This is a genomic window from Pedobacter sp. NJ-S-72 (genome assembly GCF_053890575.1).
The window spans coordinates 1,754,993-1,771,526 of the sequence record NZ_CM132681.1 but is presented as its reverse complement, the minus strand read 5'-3'; the positions used below and the strand labels follow the sequence as shown (position 1 = coordinate 1,771,526).

Annotated in this window: 24 protein-coding genes and 2 pseudogenes; 19 read left to right on the top strand and 7 right to left on the bottom strand. The window is 37.6% G+C overall.

Going from position 1 to position 16,534, the window contains the following annotated elements; all coding sequences use genetic code 11:
• The first annotated feature begins 96 nt into the window (after positions 1 to 96).
• From ACWYN3_RS11740 to ACWYN3_RS11725, 4 genes and pseudogenes are all read left to right on the top strand, one after another.
• Positions 97 to 348 (top strand): NUDIX hydrolase, encoded by a 252-nt coding sequence (locus tag ACWYN3_RS11740; RefSeq protein ID WP_456221309.1) that lies wholly within the window; start codon positions 97 to 99, stop codon positions 346 to 348.
• Positions 348 to 527, top strand: a complete 180-nt coding sequence (locus tag ACWYN3_RS11735) for a hypothetical protein (protein WP_456221308.1) — start codon at positions 348 to 350, stop codon at positions 525 to 527. Before ACWYN3_RS11740 ends, ACWYN3_RS11735 begins: the two co-directional genes overlap by 1 nt.
• A gap of 38 nt (positions 528 to 565) precedes the next feature.
• Positions 566 to 862 (top strand): hypothetical protein, encoded by a 297-nt coding sequence (locus ACWYN3_RS11730; protein ID WP_456221307.1) that lies wholly within the window; start codon positions 566 to 568, stop codon positions 860 to 862.
• Between the two features lie 306 nt (positions 863 to 1,168).
• A pseudogene (locus tag ACWYN3_RS11725) lies at positions 1,169 to 1,713 on the top strand (uracil-DNA glycosylase family protein).
• Positions 1,714 to 1,785: 72 nt separating this feature from the next.
• Here the strand turns inward: ACWYN3_RS11725 and ACWYN3_RS11720 are convergent.
• The 3 genes from ACWYN3_RS11720 to ACWYN3_RS11710 form a co-directional block, all read right to left on the bottom strand.
• Positions 1,786 to 2,373, bottom strand: a complete 588-nt coding sequence (locus tag ACWYN3_RS11720) for a DNA-3-methyladenine glycosylase family protein (protein ID WP_456221306.1) — start codon at positions 2,371 to 2,373, stop codon at positions 1,786 to 1,788.
• 5 nt (positions 2,374 to 2,378) lie between these two features.
• Positions 2,379 to 2,783, bottom strand: coding sequence for an acyl-CoA thioesterase (locus ACWYN3_RS11715; RefSeq protein ID WP_456221305.1), 405 nt, complete (start codon positions 2,781 to 2,783; stop codon positions 2,379 to 2,381).
• Positions 2,784 to 2,950: 167 nt separating this feature from the next.
• The gene (locus ACWYN3_RS11710) at positions 2,951 to 3,205 is read right to left on the bottom strand and encodes an immunity 22 family protein (RefSeq protein WP_456221304.1); all 255 of its coding nucleotides are present in this window, start codon (positions 3,203 to 3,205) and stop codon (positions 2,951 to 2,953) included.
• A gap of 192 nt (positions 3,206 to 3,397) precedes the next feature.
• On the opposite strand from ACWYN3_RS11710, the gene ACWYN3_RS11705 reads away from it, so the two are divergent.
• The 12 genes and pseudogenes from ACWYN3_RS11705 to ACWYN3_RS11650 all read left to right on the top strand — a co-directional run bounded on the left by ACWYN3_RS11705 (position 3,398) and on the right by ACWYN3_RS11650 (position 12,237).
• Positions 3,398 to 3,829 (top strand): MarR family winged helix-turn-helix transcriptional regulator, encoded by a 432-nt coding sequence (locus tag ACWYN3_RS11705; RefSeq protein WP_456221303.1) that lies wholly within the window; start codon positions 3,398 to 3,400, stop codon positions 3,827 to 3,829.
• Positions 3,830 to 3,838: 9 nt separating this feature from the next.
• Entirely contained in the window at positions 3,839 to 4,357 is a 519-nt protein-coding gene (locus ACWYN3_RS11700) for a hypothetical protein (protein ID WP_456221302.1), read from the top strand.
• Entirely contained in the window at positions 4,332 to 4,907 is a 576-nt protein-coding gene (locus tag ACWYN3_RS11695) for a phosphotransferase family protein (protein WP_456222970.1), read from the top strand. Before ACWYN3_RS11700 ends, ACWYN3_RS11695 begins: the two co-directional genes overlap by 26 nt.
• Before the next feature lie 443 nt (positions 4,908 to 5,350).
• Positions 5,351 to 5,860: a hypothetical protein gene (locus ACWYN3_RS11690; RefSeq protein WP_456221301.1), complete on the top strand. Its 510-nt coding sequence runs from the start codon at positions 5,351 to 5,353 to the stop codon at positions 5,858 to 5,860.
• 87 nt (positions 5,861 to 5,947) lie between these two features.
• Positions 5,948 to 6,406: pseudogene (locus ACWYN3_RS11685) on the top strand (alginate lyase family protein); the annotation flags it as partial.
• Between the two features lie 118 nt (positions 6,407 to 6,524).
• Positions 6,525 to 6,881 carry a chondroitinase-B domain-containing protein gene (locus ACWYN3_RS11680; RefSeq protein WP_456221300.1) on the top strand — a complete coding sequence of 119 codons (357 nt, stop codon included), beginning with the start codon at positions 6,525 to 6,527 and terminating at the stop codon, positions 6,879 to 6,881.
• 5 nt (positions 6,882 to 6,886) lie between these two features.
• Positions 6,887 to 7,423 carry a chondroitinase-B domain-containing protein gene (locus ACWYN3_RS11675; protein ID WP_456221299.1) on the top strand — a complete coding sequence of 179 codons (537 nt, stop codon included), beginning with the start codon at positions 6,887 to 6,889 and terminating at the stop codon, positions 7,421 to 7,423.
• Positions 7,336 to 7,707 carry a chondroitinase-B domain-containing protein gene (locus ACWYN3_RS11670; protein WP_456221298.1) on the top strand — a complete coding sequence of 124 codons (372 nt, stop codon included), beginning with the start codon at positions 7,336 to 7,338 and terminating at the stop codon, positions 7,705 to 7,707. Before ACWYN3_RS11675 ends, ACWYN3_RS11670 begins: the two co-directional genes overlap by 88 nt.
• A 52-nt stretch (positions 7,708 to 7,759) precedes the next feature.
• Positions 7,760 to 10,348, top strand: coding sequence for a SusC/RagA family TonB-linked outer membrane protein (locus ACWYN3_RS11665; protein WP_456221297.1), 2,589 nt, complete (start codon positions 7,760 to 7,762; stop codon positions 10,346 to 10,348).
• An 83-nt stretch (positions 10,349 to 10,431) separates the two neighbouring features.
• Positions 10,432 to 10,815: a hypothetical protein gene (locus ACWYN3_RS11660; RefSeq protein ID WP_456221296.1), complete on the top strand. Its 384-nt coding sequence runs from the start codon at positions 10,432 to 10,434 to the stop codon at positions 10,813 to 10,815.
• A 38-nt stretch (positions 10,816 to 10,853) separates the two neighbouring features.
• Positions 10,854 to 11,354, top strand: coding sequence for a RagB/SusD family nutrient uptake outer membrane protein (locus tag ACWYN3_RS11655; protein WP_456222969.1), 501 nt, complete (start codon positions 10,854 to 10,856; stop codon positions 11,352 to 11,354).
• Positions 11,326 to 12,237 (top strand): RagB/SusD family nutrient uptake outer membrane protein, encoded by a 912-nt coding sequence (locus tag ACWYN3_RS11650; protein WP_456222968.1) that lies wholly within the window; start codon positions 11,326 to 11,328, stop codon positions 12,235 to 12,237. Before ACWYN3_RS11655 ends, ACWYN3_RS11650 begins: the two co-directional genes overlap by 29 nt.
• A 72-nt stretch (positions 12,238 to 12,309) precedes the next feature.
• On the opposite strand, the gene ACWYN3_RS11645 is transcribed toward ACWYN3_RS11650, so the two are convergent.
• Entirely contained in the window at positions 12,310 to 12,543 is a 234-nt protein-coding gene (locus ACWYN3_RS11645; protein WP_456222967.1) for a DUF4142 domain-containing protein, read from the bottom strand.
• A complete protein-coding gene (locus ACWYN3_RS11640; RefSeq protein WP_456221295.1) occupies positions 12,459 to 12,899 on the bottom strand; it encodes a DUF4142 domain-containing protein in 441 nt (146 codons plus the stop codon). Before ACWYN3_RS11640 ends, ACWYN3_RS11645 begins: the two co-directional genes overlap by 85 nt.
• Positions 12,900 to 13,143: 244 nt before the next feature.
• Here ACWYN3_RS11640 and ACWYN3_RS11635 point away from each other — a divergent pair, with 244 nt between their 5' ends.
• From ACWYN3_RS11635 to ACWYN3_RS11625, 3 genes are read left to right on the top strand one after another with little or no spacing between them, the layout of a single operon-like run.
• Positions 13,144 to 13,863, top strand: coding sequence for a family 20 glycosylhydrolase (locus ACWYN3_RS11635; protein ID WP_456221294.1), 720 nt, complete (start codon positions 13,144 to 13,146; stop codon positions 13,861 to 13,863).
• Positions 13,863 to 14,930, top strand: a complete 1,068-nt coding sequence (locus tag ACWYN3_RS11630) for a family 20 glycosylhydrolase (protein WP_456222966.1) — start codon at positions 13,863 to 13,865, stop codon at positions 14,928 to 14,930. The genes ACWYN3_RS11635 and ACWYN3_RS11630 overlap by 1 nt, the downstream gene beginning before the upstream one ends.
• A complete protein-coding gene (locus tag ACWYN3_RS11625) occupies positions 14,902 to 15,162 on the top strand; it encodes a hypothetical protein (RefSeq protein ID WP_456221293.1) in 261 nt (86 codons plus the stop codon). Before ACWYN3_RS11630 ends, ACWYN3_RS11625 begins: the two co-directional genes overlap by 29 nt.
• Positions 15,163 to 15,203: 41 nt before the next feature.
• On the opposite strand, the gene ACWYN3_RS11620 is transcribed toward ACWYN3_RS11625, so the two are convergent.
• Positions 15,204 to 15,869, bottom strand: coding sequence for a serine hydrolase domain-containing protein (locus tag ACWYN3_RS11620; RefSeq protein ID WP_456221292.1), 666 nt, complete (start codon positions 15,867 to 15,869; stop codon positions 15,204 to 15,206).
• Complete coding sequence (locus ACWYN3_RS11615) at positions 15,836 to 16,333, bottom strand: serine hydrolase domain-containing protein (RefSeq protein ID WP_456221291.1); 498 nt, start codon at positions 16,331 to 16,333, stop codon at positions 15,836 to 15,838. Before ACWYN3_RS11615 ends, ACWYN3_RS11620 begins: the two co-directional genes overlap by 34 nt.
• Positions 16,334 to 16,534 lie beyond the last annotated feature (201 nt).

The following is a 16,534-nucleotide window of genomic DNA, read 5'->3' as shown; positions in this document are numbered from 1 at the left end:
AATTGCATGATAAATAAAATACATGGGTTCCTGGGACATTCTAATAAAATCATATAGTTCTCCTGATTTGAAGGTGAAAAATATTAAATTAGCGACATGAGTAGTGAATTTGTAACATTGCATACAGCAGGATTAGTTGTCATCAAAGAAGGGAAACTATTATTAGCTTTTAGTGGTAATAAAAATGCCTGGTATCTTCCGGGAGGGAAAATTGATAGTGGGGAGACTTCTCTCCAGGCTATCCAAAGGGAGATAAAGGAAGAGTTGAATATTCAAATGAACCCGGATTTACTTGAGTTTTACTGCCATATTACAGCTCCTGCCTATGGGGATATAAAAGTATACTGATGGAGCAAGATTGTTTTATCTATGATTTAACGGAAGAAATTGTGGCTAGTAATGAAATTGACAAGGTAGGTTATTTTGACCTGGAAACTTATTTAAAAGAGCCTGCTCAAGTGCCTGGTGTATTAACGCTTTTTAACAGGCTTGAGAAAAATGGATTAGTTTCCAGCGTTTTAATCTGATTTTTTATATGATAACTTATCATATAAAAACTCCTGATATGCTCTCATTATCTGAAATCGGGGTCATTTTGCAATATTGGGAGGTGAAAGAATGGCTCGGCTTTACTGTACAGGAATTTAACGAAAGGTTCAGTGATTCTGAATTTCATTTACTTGCAGATCGGCATTCAAATATACTTTGTGTAACACGGATCAATTTTGATTTTAAAATCGAAGTAAATAATGCTGTTTACAGTTTATCAGAACTGGTAGGTTTAGTCTCTATAGTAAAAATGAAAGGTTATGCGAAACGGTTAATCCGGGATTGTCTGCAATCTAAAAAGCAGGGGTGTTGAATGCGTAGGGTTTTGCGAAAAAGAACTGAGGCCATTTTATGAAAAATGCGGTATCTTAATATTATATGATCAGGCTAAATTGCTCAAAGAAAAGCCATTAAGTGAAGAATTTGAACCTAATACGGATGATGATATACTGGATATAAATTTATCAAATAATACCAGATATTTATTGTCTGGTATAAACGATGACAATATAGGCTACATATTATTTGAGGACTAAATATTTAGCGGCCCGGAGGTTCTTTTATTTTTATCTTTTAATTTTACAGCGTGGATGATATTTTAAAGGAAATAAGATCCTGTATGGAGTGCAAAGATTATTTGCCTAATTTGCCCAAACCGATTATTAGGGCGAGTGTTAAATCTAAAATTGTGATCATAGGGCAGGCTCCGGGACAAAAAGTTCAAAATAGCGGAATACCCTGGGACGATCAAAGTGGAAATGAATTAAGGAGGTGGCTTGGGTTTCCAAAGAGCAGTTTTATGATGACCGGTTATTTGCTTTAATCCCAATGGGTTTTTGTTATCCCGGTAAAGGCAGTTCGGGGGATCTTCCGCCTCGCCCTGAATGTGCCCCATTATGGCACCAACTGTTATTAAGCAATATGAAAGAAGTTCAGCTGACTATACTTATCGGTCAATATGCACAAAACTATTATTTGAAAGATGCAAGAAAGATGTTGCTCACTGAAAGAGTGCGCAATTTTCGTGAATATCTGCCATCATTTTTACCACTCGTTCATCCGTCTCCGCGAAATAAGATCTGGCAAAAGAAAAATCCATGGTTTGAATTAGAAGTTGTGCCTTTTTTAAAGGGGATTGCTGATGAATATATCAGAACGGTTTAAGTATCCGTATTGCGTAGCTTAAATGTTGATGCTATGTGTATCCAAGCTGGCTGCTTTGTCGGTTACGTTTGATTAAATAATGATGCCATAAAAAATAGGTTGCGAGTGATCGGAAAGTTTCCATTTTTCAGACAAAGCAATCATTTCTTCCTTTGTTTTTGCATTTGTCAGCTCTTTTATGGTATTCACCACGGCAATATCTCCCAGAGGCAGAATGTCTTTAGCTCCTAAACAAAACATTAAATAAACGTCTATTGTCCAGTGGCCAATCCCTTTAATTTTGATTAGCTGACTTCTGATTTCTGTTTCATCCAGATTTGAGAATTCTTCAAGATCTATGTCTTTATTGAGTATTGCACTGGAGAGTTCGCGAAGGTATTTCGATTTTTGCCGGCTTATCTGACAATCTCTCATTTCATCATCACTTAATTTCAGAATGTTGGCTGGTGTAAATTCTGTGATATAGCCATTTAGTTTTTGAAAATGTGCATTAGCGGAAGACAGGCTAACCTGCTGCTCTAATATTATTTTCGATAAGGTAATAAACCCCGGAGGTCTCGACCAGTTTGGTGGTGACTGATGCCGGTTATATATATCAGCGATTAGTTGATCTGTCTGAATCAGAATACTAATATCTTTTTCGTTGACTATAAGATTCATAATTTTTATTTTTCCATAACCAGGCTCAGTGTATCGAAAATTTCCCCTCTGCTCAGTTTATCATTGATTTTAGCAATAACATCAACCTTAGCTTTGAGGCATAACGCATGGTCTGACAAACGAAAGATATCTTCAAAAAACACCAGTTTAACTCCTTGTCTTTCAATTCTTAGTTTCACAAGAAAAGTGTCTCCAGAAGTAAGTGATCTTTTAAAGTCCATTTCAATTCTGGAGACCATTAAAAGGATGCCTTCTTCAGTCAGCTTTTTAAAGGAAATGTTTTTTGATTGCAGATATTCATGACGGGCATGTTCAAGATAAGATTGATAGGTGGCATTATTTACAATGCCCTGTATATCGCACTCATAATCCCTTACTTTTAATTGAATTTCAAATATATAGTCTTGCATGTCTTGTAAAGTAGAAATTTTAGGCTGGAATGTCAAAGCATCCTATCCTATATATAACAGGCCATTATAGGTTCCTTTTTGATTCTCAATCGTTAGGTCATCATCTGCATAACTAAATATGGCATTTGCTGTTGAAATTCCTTTCTTTACACAAGCCTGATAGATTTCTACTTCGGTTTGATCATTCCATACTGGCAGCTCCTCAATAACGGATTGAATGCTGATCTTTTTTTTTTGTTATGGAAAATAGTAATCCAGTCTTCGTCGTAAGAATTTTGCAGGTTCAGATCTTTACTGAACTGGGAGCGGAGGTTTAAATCTTCGGTGTTTTTCAGGAATTTTGACTGGTCGAAATATTTATAGAATTGTTCTTCTGTTTTCTCTGAAGTTCCCGCCCAAACATGAATGCTTTGCTGTGCCATTTTTCTTATTGTTTTGTTGTTATAAATGTCAGTTTTCACTGAGCGTTTCAAGGTAAGGATTTTGTTAGAGAATTCATCTTTTTGTCGATGTAAATACGTTATATCAATGAAATTTCGACAATTATATTAAAGAATAATTGCAAATCTTATTGTAATGTGATATTATTGCATAATCATTGAGTAGTCAAGTATATGTCAACAATAAACTCTTCCCTTAAAACATTAATGAACCTGGCCAAAGTGCAAGCTGTTATATCGCGCAGGTTTGACAGGCTAAATATTCACGGTATAGGTTTTAACGATTTTATGATCCTGTATCTGTTACAGCAGTCAGCAGGTGAAAAGATGAGAAGGGTAGATCTGGCTGATAAAATAGGAATTACTGCATCCGGTATCACCCGGGTACTTTTACCTCTGGAAAAAAGAGGTTTGGTTACACGTGAAGCGAACGAGCGGGATGCAAGGGTGAGTTACGTTGTACTTACTCCAGCAGGTAAGCAATTGTTTGAAGATGCAGAAAAAACAGCTAATCTATTGGCCAATGAAATCATTCCGGTCGAGAAATCAAAAGACATCAACCTTATAAATAACCTGCTTACCAGATTGGGTGGCAATATTACCTGATTATGCACTTTGTACGGTCTTATACCAGCCGAAAAATTAGCGGTAGTTGAGAAAGCGTTATTACAAACCTTTAGCACAACAGAGGTAGATGAAATAATTTTACTCGCTGGTGGACTTTCAGCTTCTAAAGTCTATAAAATTGCGGTTAACGATCAGGAATATGTTTTGAAATCAGATATTTCAGCGGAACCTGTCAATGCGTATACCTGTATGGAAATTGCTGCCGATGCGGGCATTGCTCCGCCAGTTTATTATCTGAATAAGGCAGAAGGTATAGCAATCACAGGCTTTATTAAAAATATTCCACTGCAAGCTGTTTTTAGATCCCCGGAAAGGCTGTTATCTGAGCTTGCGAAAACTATTAAATGTATACATGGCCTACCGCTTTTTCCAAAAGAAAGCAGTCTAATAGATACCGTTGACAGGCTCATCGATCAGTTCAAAGCTTCACAGATGTTAACAGGGCCAGTTTTCGAGGAGTGTTTTGCTAATTATGATGTAAATCAGAAAACATTATCCATGGAATGATGAAGATCGGGTTTCGAGCCATAACGATCTTAATCCTAATAACATGGTATTTGATGGCGAAAAAATATGGATCATTGACTGGGATGCGGCTTTTAAGAATGACCGGTATGTTGATCTGGCCATAACAGCAAATTTTCATATCTCTGTTGAAGAGCAGGAGCATGTTTTCCTTGATAGCTATTTTGGTAGTGATCTAAATGATTATAACCGGGCGAGGTTTTTTATCATGCGCCAGATATGCCGGCTGGTATATGCTATGCTGATGTTTAAATTGGCAGCAACATCAAAACCGACTGATATGGTACATGATCCTGATATGCAAAAAGCTAATTTGAAAGATATAAAAAGCCAATTAGGGAGTGGGGAAGTCAGCCTTGCTGCTTACCAGGGCCAGTTACTATTTGGTAAAGCCTTGATGAATGAAGCATTGAGTAACATGCGCTCACGGAGGTTTGAACTATCTGTAGCACAGTTGGTAGATTTACCACAAGCTGCTTATAAATTCTTTTGGAATCAGGGATTTATTGTAAATGAAATAGGTAAGCGATAATAAGACCGCACAGCAATGTTGTGGCATATTTACGGAGTCGAGAATGTAAATTTTATCGTCTTTATCCTGTGCCTTTATCGCAGCAGAGAAAAATAGGGAGATAATTAGTATCGATGAAAATAAAAATGGTTTCAGTTTGTTCATCGTTTTTGAATCAGATTTGCTTGCATTTTTTTAAAAGAGTGACTTGTTGTAACATGGTAAGTAATTATAATTGATTCTTCTCTTGCATATATTTCACATTATTTCAAACGCTTGAAATGAGAGGAATTGGTCTTTAGCCCATTTTTTGGGATTTAGCTTAAACCATTTAGAGTGTGGTTGTTTAATTTCAATTCCTAATTAAACTAAACCAAATATTAAACTTATGAGCAAATTTTACTTAAATAGCCTGTCTGGCTTTTTATTGTTATTATCTATCTGTCGCTGGATTTTCGCAAGGTTTGATCCCGGTTTTACAGACTCAATCGCTCAGTTTAAATAGAAACGAGATACAAAAACTGGTCTTATTAATTAAAACAGATCAAAGTGCAGAAAAAAACTATCAGAGTTTAAAATCCTTAGCTGATATCTCCTTGCAGCAGGAGCCCAATCCAATAGATACGATCATTTCTGAGGGACATCTGGCAAATGATCCTAAAAAAATTATTACACAGAAAGCGCTTGCTGATCTGCCTAAAATATATGCCCTGGCCTACACTTACCGCATCAGTAATCAGAAGATTTATTTAAAAAAGAGTATTCAATATATTATAGCCTGGGCAAGGACTAATCATGGCCTCGGTAATCCGATCAATGACAGTAAACTAGATCCTTTACTGGAAGCTTATGATTTGATAAAGGAAGAGTTTACAACAAATGAAAAAGAAATAGTCACTGCGTGGTTAATCCAGTTGGCTGATGCTGAAATTTCAAACCCGCGTTTTCAAATCAGAAAAGAAAAGTGTCTATAATAACTGGAATTCACATCGGATAAAAGTAGTGGCCAATATTGCTTTTATACTTAATAATAAAAAACGTACCAACGGTTTGCTGATACAAATATCAAAACTCAGATCTTAAAGAACCTGTATGCTGATGGCTCTGGGATGGATTTTGAAGACAGGGATGCACTCCATTACCATATTTATACTTTGGAACCTCTCTTGAAAACGGCAATACTCATTAAGCGGGCAACTGGATTTGATTATTTTGCTTATACATCTCCTTCAGGATCATCTATTCAAAAATCCGTTGAGTTTTTAATACCTTTTGCTACGGGTGAAAAGAAACACAAGGAGTTTGTAAACAGCAAAACACCTTTTGATAAAAAGAGAGCTGAAAATAAAGAAGCGGGTTATACAATAGGTCATGATTTCGATCCGAAAACGGCTATTGGGGTGCTTTCCTATGCCGCTTATTTTCAGCCACGCTACACCAGCATCGTAAAAAAAAAGTTAATGGCTGTATCTGGCACTTATCCTAACTGGCAATTGTTGCTCAACGGAGTTATTAAATAATTATAAACCTATCATTTATCGTATGAAACCATCATGTGCAGCAGAACACAAAGCGAAATGAATAAGAACCAGGTAGCGCATGATAGCTTCATTACCATTAAAAAACAATTATATTCCAATGAAAAATCTAATATCATTATTGGGCTGTTTGCTATTTATCCATACTAGTGCAGCTGGTAAAGTGTATAAAGTTAACAGCCAGAACGAGTTTAAAAAAGTCGCAGAGCTAGTTGTACCGGGTGATGAGATTGTCATTGCGAATAACCAATATGACAATTGGGAGTTAATTGTTAATACACATGGAACAGCAGAAAAACCTATTCTGATTCATGCTGAAACAGTTGGGAAAGTTGTGTTTTCAGGTGATATAAATAAACCTGTCTTCCAGTTAGCAGGAAGTTTTACGGAAATCTCAGGATTGCTTTTTTTAATAATTGTAACCTATTTAAGAAGGAGGAAAGCTCTGGGGTTTTAATTGAATTGAAAGCAGCAAAATACTGCCGGATTACTGCCTGTACTTTTACAAAAAATACTGCGAAAACTCAGTTTACACCTATTGTTGTAGTGTCAGGGGCTGGGGAGCATAACAGGGTAGACCATTGTATTTTCATTGCCAATATTGATAATCAGGAATTGCAGGTAAAGATTACTGCTGACGCGGTGCCTGTTTACACGCTGATTGATCACAATGTATTTGAGCATAAGGATAAAGTAAGCTGGAAACTATTTAATGGCGGAGAATGTATTCAGGTAGGGCAGGATCCTATACTGCTGGGAAAACAAATTGCGCATACTACGGTTCGTAACAATCGCTTCATTCAATGTAACGGTGAACCGGAAGTGATTAGCAATAAAAGTTCAGGAAACAGTTATATCAGTAATTTTTTTGAGGATTGCCAGGGAGAACTGGTTATGCGTGGCGGGCATGATTGTGTAATAATAGCAATACTTTCAAAGGAGGGACAGGTGGCATTCGTGTTAATGGAACTCATCATGTCATTACCAATAATATATTGACAGGTTTGCCGATAGGTATCAGGTTAATGTATGGGATGGCAAAAGGTAAAACTGAGACTGGGTTTTACATCGCTGCAAGTGATTGCCTGATCAAAAATAATCACATCATCAATGGAGTTACCGGGATTCTAATTGGTGATAGTAAAGATAAAGACTGGACTGGAAAATTTGATACTAAAAGGTATCCTTCTCAAACGATGCAAAACATTGCCCCTTTTAATAATACGATAGCCGATAATATAATCAATAATACAGAGGTGCCAATCCAGCATAACGAGTATTGACCTATATAAATTCCCAACTAATAAATTCCCAACCTAACCAAAAATTAATCGCATGAATAAAAAAATCATTTTACTAATTGCGTTTCTATTCACAGGCATATTTGTCGCTGGCGCTCAGGATATACAAGTGAATGGATTCGTTAAAGATGCTCAGGGAGGACCACTGCCTGGCGTTTCTGTAAAAATAGTGGGAACTGCAAAAGCCACAAGTACATCGGCGAAAGGTACTTTTTCGATTTCTGTCCCTGCTGCGGGTACTTTAATTTTCAAGAGTATCGGTTTTATAACCAAACAACTGCCAGTAAATAGCCGCCAGCAAATCGATATTACACTTGAGGCTGATAATACTAATCTCGATGAGGTTGTGGTTGTTGGCTATGGTTCTGTAAAGAAAAGTGATCTTACCGGATCTGTTGCCTCAATCGGCTCAAAAGACATCAAAGCTACTCCGGTTGCCTCGCTCTCACAAGCTATTCAGGGAAGAGCGGCTGGGGTTCGGGTCTCACAATCTTCAAACGCTCCTGGTGGCGGAATGAATATCCGTATCCGCGGAGGAAACTCTATTCAGGGTGGAAATGAACCGCTTTACGTCATTGATGGTTATCCGCTTTATAATGAAAACGGGCCGGGCATTAATCCCAATGATATTGAGTCAATGGAGATTTTGAAAGATGCGTCGGCAGCAGCTATATATGGCTCCAGAGGTGCAAACGGAGTAATTATTATTACCACAAAAAGAGGAAAGGCCGGAGCTAACCACATCCAGTTTGAAAGTTATTATGGTTCTCAAACGTTAAGGAAAAAGATGGATCTTCTGGATGCATCTCAACTTGCTACGTTAGTTAATGATGGGATTGCGAATGTGAACGGAGATAACATTGGTAAACCGGGGTACCCTAAGCCACTAACTTATACTGATGCCCAGATAGCTTCTTTAGGTAAAGGGACTGACTGGCAGGATGAGATCTTTAGAGCTGCTCCCATACAAAATTATCAATTGACATTTACAGGCGGAACTGAAAAAAGTCAGTATGCTGTATCCGGGAACTATTTTAATCAGAAGGGGATTGTCTCTAACTCTGGTTTTAAGCGTGGTTCAGTACGTGTAAACCTGGATCAGCAATTATCCAGTAAGTTTAAATTCAGTAATAGCCTGACTGTAACCAATAGCAGTAATAACTCCGTAGCAACAGACGGAGATGGAGGTGGTAACGCTGGTGTAATCTACAGTGCATTATTTTTCTCTCCAACTGTTCCAGTATATGATGCTCAGGGACAGTATAGTATGAATAACAGACCTGGAGGGATCTTAATCAGCAATCCTCTTGCTTTAGCTAATGAAAGAACAAATATTGAACTGAAAACCCGCATATTGGGTAATACTTCATTGGAATACAAAATTATTGACGGTCTGACTTTTAAAACCATGTTTGGTGCAAATATGGCCTTTAGTAAAACTAACTTTTATTTGCCACGAACTGTTTATGCAGGTCTGGCTACTAATGGAAGAGCGGAAGTCACTACGTCACGATATTTTGAATGGCTGAACGAAAATACATTAAACTATAAAAAGGTAATTTCTAATATCCATAGCTTTAATTTTTTGGTGGGTTATACTTTTCAGAATGCTGACTTTGAGGATTTAAAAGCCAGCGCACAGAATTTTGCCAGTGATATTCTGAAATTCAATAATTTAGGAGCGGCCCAGCAAACCAATCCGAATACTTCTAATGCTTACGACTGGAGTTTACGCTCATATTTGGGGCGTATCAATTATGATTTAAGTAATAAATATCTGTTTACAATCTCCGGAAGATATGATGGTTCGTCAAGATTCGGGATGGGTAGAAAATATTCTTTCTTTCCATCGGGATCTGCGGCATGGAGGTTATCCAGTGAATCCTTCATGAGTAAATTGAAAGCAGTCAGTGATTTAAAGCTTAGAGCCAGTTATGGTATTACTGGTAATCAGGAAATAGGTCAGTATCAGTCATTAGGAGCCTTAAAGACCGAAAGTTATAACTTTGGAAACGTCATCGCTATCGGCTATGCCCCAGACCGGATTGCCAATCCTAATTTGAAATGGGAAACTACTGCCCAGTTAAATTTTGGTTTGGATCTGGGTCTGTTTAAAAACAGGATCACTGTAACGACCGATTGGTATCAAAAGAAAACCAAAGATCTGTTATATAATGTTTCCTTGCCAATTACCTCAGGGTTTACTACCTCATTACAGAATATTGGAAAAGTTAAAAATGAAGGATTTGAATTCGCTGTAAATACGGTTAATCTCAATGGAGCTTTTCAATGGAATACGAACTTTAATATCTCATTTAATAAAAATGAAATTCTTGATCTTGGTGCAGTCACAGACGATATCCCCTCAGGAGGAGCAAGTGGTCACTTGCAATTGGGAAGCTCTGGAATATTACGTGTAGGACAACCAATTGGTGTCTTTTATGGGTTAGTAACAGATGGCATTTTTCAGAATGCTGCTGAAGTTGCTGCCTCGGGACAGAAAAGTGCCAAACCAGGAGAACGCAGATATAAAGATGTGGTACCCGATGGTGTAATTAACTCATTGGACCGTGTAATTCTGGGACATGCCCAGCCGGATTATACTTTTGGCTTTACTTACTAAATTTCTCCTATAAAGGATTTGATCTCTCTATCTTCATTCAGGGAGTACAAGGAAATAGTATTTTCAACTTAAACAGGTATGAGATGGAATCTATGACGGGGGTCAGTAATCAATCTACTAATGTGCTCGATCGCTGGACTCCTGCTAATCCGAGTAGCAATATGCCACGTGCAAGCTCGGCAGGTTCTCCATATCAGGTAACGAGTCAGCAGGTTGAAGATGGTTCATACATTCGTTTAAAGAACGTACAGCTGGGGTATAATTTTAGTCCGGAGCTGCTTAAAAAGATCCGATTATCCAATGCAAAGATTTATATCAGCGGACAGAATCTTTTAACTAAAACCAAATACTCAGGATATGACCCTGAAGTAAGCAGGTTTGGGCAGGATAACTTGAGCCAGGGCATAGATTATGGAAGTTATCCATCATCAAAAATATTTCTGGTAGGTATTAATATTGGTCTATAAAAAAATCAAATGTATTCATATGAAAAAATCTTAAATATATACTACTCCTGAGCATATTATGGACTACATCCTGTAAAAAACTCGATGAAAACCCGGAATCATTCATTTCACCAGAGAACTTTTATAAAACTAAAAATGACGCACTTTCAGCAATTACAGCTGTTTACGCGCCTGTTCGTTTAAATGGTTTTGTTACGCGTAACTATGTTATTCTGGGCGAGATCACCACAGATAACATGTTTCCGTTAAATAACAGTGCCCCAAGAATTGAACTGGATACTTATACCCATACTTCCCAAAATGGTATTCTGCGTGAAACCTGGGACGACTTTTATATCGGTATAACCAGAGCTAATGCTTCTATCAGTAAAATACCCGGAATAAATATGGATGAGGCACTGAGAACCAGGTTAGTTGCTGAGGCTAAATTCCTGAGGGCATTTTATTATTACCATCTGGTCAGACTGTTTGGAGATCTTCCTATTGTTACTTCGGAGGTTAGTTCTTTAGATCAGCTTACTTATCCAAAACGACCCTAAGGCTGATGTTTATAAGCAGATTATCGCAGATTTGAAGGATGCTGAAAGCATATTACCACTAGCTTATGGCAGTGCAGATCAGGGTAGGGCAACCAGTGGCGCAGCGAAGGCTTTTTTGGCTAGCGTATACCTGACTTTAAAACAATACCAGCCCGCTGCAGATAAAGCGAATGAAGTAATGACTTTATCTGGTGCAGGTTATGGTCTTTGGGATACTTATTCAGATGTTTATGATATTAAGAATGAATTTGGAAAAGAAGCTATTTTTGATGCTCAGTTTGTGAGCGGGCCTGGTGGACAGGGCGGAAATCTTATTGCCTTTTTTGCCCAGGAAAATAATAGTGTGGGGGGCAGGGGCTTTGGTTCTTTTCAGCCTACTCAGGAGATATATGATAGTTATACCGCTGGTGATAAACGTAAAGCTGTTTTCTTTATCAAAGGCACAGATGGTAAATATTATGTGAATAAATGGGTTGATGCAGATGCTACAACAGAAAATCAAAGTGATAATAATTTCCCTTTGATGCGTTATGCAGAAGTCGTATTAACCTATGCAGAAGCTTATAATGAGCTAAATAATCCTGTTAATGGTAACGCAGCATATAAAGCAGTAAATAGCATCAGGAAAAGAGCTGGTTTACCAGATCTGACAGATTTAACACAAGGGGATCTTCGGGATGCCATTTTGCAGGAACGCCGGTTAGAACTCGCTTTTGAAGGGAGTAGGTGGTTTGACCTGGTTCGCACAGGTAAATTGGTTTCAACGTTAACCGCTAAGGGCACGACTAATGTCAGGGAGTATCATAATTTATTTCCTGTCCCACAGTTTCCTCTGGGGGTAAATCCTAATCTGGCGCCTCAAAACCCTGGTTACGCTCAATAAAGGTTCTGATTTATGAAAAATATTTAGCTCTCTTCGATGATTTTCATTGAAGGGAGCTTTTGTAGTTTTACCCTACTTCAGACTGTCATGAATTACATTAATCATATTGAGGTGTGATTGAGCAATTGAAACAGTTTTAGCTGCAAAAGCCCTGACATCCGGATCTTTACCATCTTTTGATTCGTCCTGCATCAGCTTAAATGCTTTCTCATTTTCGTTTGCTAAGGTTTCAGCAAAGGCTTTATCAAAGTCAGTTCCTGATTTTTGATTAAGGTCGTGTGATTTTTTTTGGTTTTCATCGTCCAGCGTGAGGGGAAGTGAAATGTTTTTTTTTTTTTTTTTGCAGCAATTGATGCTAATTCCTTATTAATTTTACTATAATCATTGATTATCGTTCTGGCAAAATATTTTAGGTGAACATTTACTGTATTTTCCAGTGCAATTTTACTCCATTCAATTTCTGCCATTCCATCGGAGGCCACTTTTGTCGCAAATTCTGCATCGGATACTTTTACACCCAGTGTACCTCGTGCCATAACATTGGTAGTTATAGCTTTAACTCTGTTTACACTATCGGCGGCATCTTTAGAATCTTTATTGCTATTACAGCTAACAAATGCAAGAACTAGTGCACAGCTAGTAAAATAAATTGTTCTTTTCATAGCGCGGTTTTATCGTTTGTATAACACATAAAACCAGATATAGTTTAAATCATGAAATAATATATACTGAGACCTATATTTCCGGATTTAAAATAAAGTCAGCAGCACGGTCATCTATCATATTACAATTTAGTGCAAACGGTTGCGCAAAATAAGTATATCAAGTTTGCCTACATTACTTATAAATTGTACAGTATTATGATGTTTAACAAATTAAGAATGAATAGAAAAAGTAGTTTTTTTTTTGTTGTTTATCTTTGCTCTTACTTTATCCGTAAAGGCTCAGGAAAACGCAGTAAATATCATACCGAAACCGGCATCCATCATTAAGGGAAATGGTCATTTTACATTACTGTCTACCACTCCAGTTTTCTGTTCTAGCGATGCCAGTCAGGTAGCTTCATTTCTACTGTCAATTTTAAACCAGTCGACAGGTTATAAACTAAATTTAGCGAAGCCAGCCTCCTCAGAAAAAAATAATGGAATTTTGTTACTGATTACAAAAGATTTTGCAGATACAGTTAAAGGCGCTTATACGCTGGATGTCACTGACCGCAATGTTATTGCTAAAGCTGCTGATAAGGAAGGGTTGTTCAATGCTATTCAGTCCATCCGCCAGTTGCTGCCGGATGCTATAGAAAGTAAAAACATAGTTAAAAATTCAAAATGGACAATGCCAGCAGTGCAAATCAAAGACAGACCGCAATTTGCCTGGCGAGGATATATGCAGGATGTAAGTCGTACTTTTTATGGTGTGGAGGTCATGAAAAAATACCTGGACCTAATGGCGTTGTATAAAATGAATACACTGCATTTTCATTTGACAGACGATCAGGGATGGCGCATCGAAATCAAAAAATATCCTGAACTGACTTCAAAGAAAACCACTGTCTTTGGCGAGAGCAGTAAACAGCCTGCGGAGAGGTCCGGCTATTACACTCAGGCCCAGATGATGAAGATTTAATTGCTTATGCGAAAGTCAGAAATATCACAATCGTACCTGAAATAGATGTGCCTGGCCATTGCTGGCCTATCATCATTACACATCCTGAACTGGGAGTGAACACTAAAACAAGTCCGGATTATGTGGTCTCTTTCATGGACTCGTATAATTACTGGGGGGTGCAGTTTACACCCAATCCTCTGGACCCGACAAAGGAAGCTGTTTATACATTTCTGAATGATATTTTTGGAGAAATTGCGGATATTTTCCCTTCAAAATACATTCATTTTGGCGGAGATGAGGTTGTTCATCGCCTTTGGGAAAACGAGCCTCATATACAGCAGTTTATGAAAGAAAAAGGAATGAAGAAAGTGGAAGAATTGCAGAGCTATTTTGTACGGCGGGTAAGTGCGATTGTAGCACAGAAAGGGAAGCGGCCAATTGGATGGAATGATATTCTTGAAGATGCCGGTAACCTTCCAAAGAACACAGCAATTATGTCATGGATAGGTAGGTACGATGCAGTGAAAAATGCGGCCAGGTATGGTTTTTATACCATAGCTTGCCCTACTGATCCGCTTTATTTTGACATCACTCAAAAAGATAGAAATGATGGAACTATGTCTGATCTAAACTACGGCGGGGCCAATACAATTGAAGATGTATATCAATATAGGCCTCTGGCTAATCTTAATGAAACAGAACAGAAATTTGTGCTGGGTATACAAGCCAATATGTGGCCTGCTGTACCTCAGGAAGTGAAGGATATGAATGTTCAGAACTTCCCAAGATTGCTTGCTGTGGCGGAAATTGGATGGACATCTGGAAAAGACAAAGACTTAAATGAATTTCTGAAAAGGCTTAATGCAAATTATACAAGGCTTGACACTTTAAAAGTCGATTATTATAAACCTGGCGGTTATATCATTTCAACCTGGAAGCCGGGACAAATCAGCACCGGCTTTAGAACACTTAATTTTGATGTTACCAGCAAAGTATATACCAATGGAAGTGTGCCTGGCTGGATTTTTATACACCAATGGACAGTCTTATCTGAAAGTGAAAAATGTCAGATTACTGGAAAATAATATCGAAATCTCGGCAGATGAACATGAATCCCTGGCTGATAAATTTAGGGGTACGCCGTTCAAAAAAAACATGTTCTTTTATGCTTTAAAGGTAGACAGATACAAGTCTAAAGCGCGTTATACACTTGTAGCAGAGGTTGCAGGAGATAAAAGTACAGACTCGCAGGGGAATGTTACGTTTAACTTGAGTCCTTACCGTCCTTTTGTTGTATCGGAGGCTTCGAAAAATTAAACACCTTTTAAACATATTTTACTTTCAACTTTCTTCGGTGTCTATGGATTTGGTTTTAATAAAATATCCAGAATTTTGAAGTATACTGTCTGAATATCGATATTATCAGTATTGCTTAACAGGATAATCCCTAATTTTTTATCGGGCACCAATGCCAGTATACTTCTATAGCCGATATCACCACCATCATGTAAAGTTTTATATCCTTTATAAGGAAGTATAAACCAGCTTAAGCCCATTTGTGCATTTAATTCAGGAATAGGGGCTGTAGGGTTTACCATTTTTGAAAATGTAGCAGAAGAAATGATCTGTTTATTTTTATATCTCCCCTGGTACATATTAGCAATTGCCCAATGCGAAAGCTCCAAAACGTTTGAGTTTAACGTCGAACTTGGGGCATGCATTCTATTATAAGGATATACTGTTCTTAATACAGTGGGTTTACCTGTATGTGGAGAGGTGCGCAAATTACTTTTAATTTCAGGATAATAAAAGCTGCTTTCCTGCATTTCCAGCGGAGTGAGGATATTGTATTTTACATATTTCTCAAATGACATTCCAGAAACCTTGGCAATCAAATCTCCCAGCACATCAAATGCGATATTGCTGTAGTGAAACGTTGCACCCGGAGCGCTGATCAGTTTTTGATTTGCCAGGCTTCTGGTATAACGTTCTAAAGCACCTTCATCCGCAATGCCTTTTCCCACTCATAATCTTTTTCATCTTCTGTATTTGATACGTCTGGCATTCCTGAGGTATGGTTGAGCATTTGCTTAATGGTTATGGTCTTATAACGCTCATCATCCAGTATAAAATAAGGAAGATAAGTAATTAGTGGCTTTTCGATATCTATCTTCCCTTTTTCGGCTAGCTGCATTACAGCAGTGGCAGTAAATGTTTTGGATATTGAGGCCACATGAAACGTATTCCAAACTTCTAATTTTGTTTTATCTTGTATATTGGTTACGCCAAAGGATTTACTATAGGCAATATCCTCACCGCTGGTTATAGCTATTGCAAGACCGGGAACTGTATCGCTTACAGATCTCAGATAGCTTTCAATTTCATTAAATTGTTTATTATCTGTTTTAATTGGCTGCTCTGATTTTTTGCAACCGCCGATAGTTAATAAAAAAGCGGAAATAATGTGAAAAAAATGCGTTGTTTTCATTTTAAATTTTGGGTTTTATATTAACTCAACTTTAATAATGACAACAAGAACCAGGTTTACCCTTACTAAGGCAGGACTTTCATTCTTGAATCCACCTTAACAGGTTGCTACTGGGTAGGAAAATTATTTGAATTAATGAGAAAAATAATTTTTTATTCAGAAATAAGAGGGTAATTGGAGATATATTATTAATTAAAATTA

Coding starts and splice junctions, on each gene's coding strand:
- ACWYN3_RS11740 (WP_456221309.1), top strand. CDS start 97: ATGAGTAGTGAATTTGTAACATTGCATACAGCAGGATTAGTTGTCATC.
- ACWYN3_RS11735 (WP_456221308.1), top strand. CDS start 348: ATGGAGCAAGATTGTTTTATCTATGATTTAACGGAAGAAATTGTGGCT.
- ACWYN3_RS11730 (WP_456221307.1), top strand. CDS start 566: ATGCTCTCATTATCTGAAATCGGGGTCATTTTGCAATATTGGGAGGTG.
- ACWYN3_RS11720 (WP_456221306.1), bottom strand. CDS start 2,373: ATGAATCTTATAGTCAACGAAAAAGATATTAGTATTCTGATTCAGACA.
- ACWYN3_RS11715 (WP_456221305.1), bottom strand. CDS start 2,783: ATGCAAGACTATATATTTGAAATTCAATTAAAAGTAAGGGATTATGAG.
- ACWYN3_RS11710 (WP_456221304.1), bottom strand. CDS start 3,205: ATGGCACAGCAAAGCATTCATGTTTGGGCGGGAACTTCAGAGAAAACA.
- ACWYN3_RS11705 (WP_456221303.1), top strand. CDS start 3,398: ATGTCAACAATAAACTCTTCCCTTAAAACATTAATGAACCTGGCCAAA.
- ACWYN3_RS11680 (WP_456221300.1), top strand. CDS start 6,525: ATGAAAAATCTAATATCATTATTGGGCTGTTTGCTATTTATCCATACT.
- ACWYN3_RS11665 (WP_456221297.1), top strand. CDS start 7,760: ATGAATAAAAAAATCATTTTACTAATTGCGTTTCTATTCACAGGCATA.
- ACWYN3_RS11660 (WP_456221296.1), top strand. CDS start 10,432: ATGGAATCTATGACGGGGGTCAGTAATCAATCTACTAATGTGCTCGAT.
- ACWYN3_RS11640 (WP_456221295.1), bottom strand. CDS start 12,899: ATGAAAAGAACAATTTATTTTACTAGCTGTGCACTAGTTCTTGCATTT.
- ACWYN3_RS11615 (WP_456221291.1), bottom strand. CDS start 16,333: ATGAAAACAACGCATTTTTTTCACATTATTTCCGCTTTTTTATTAACT.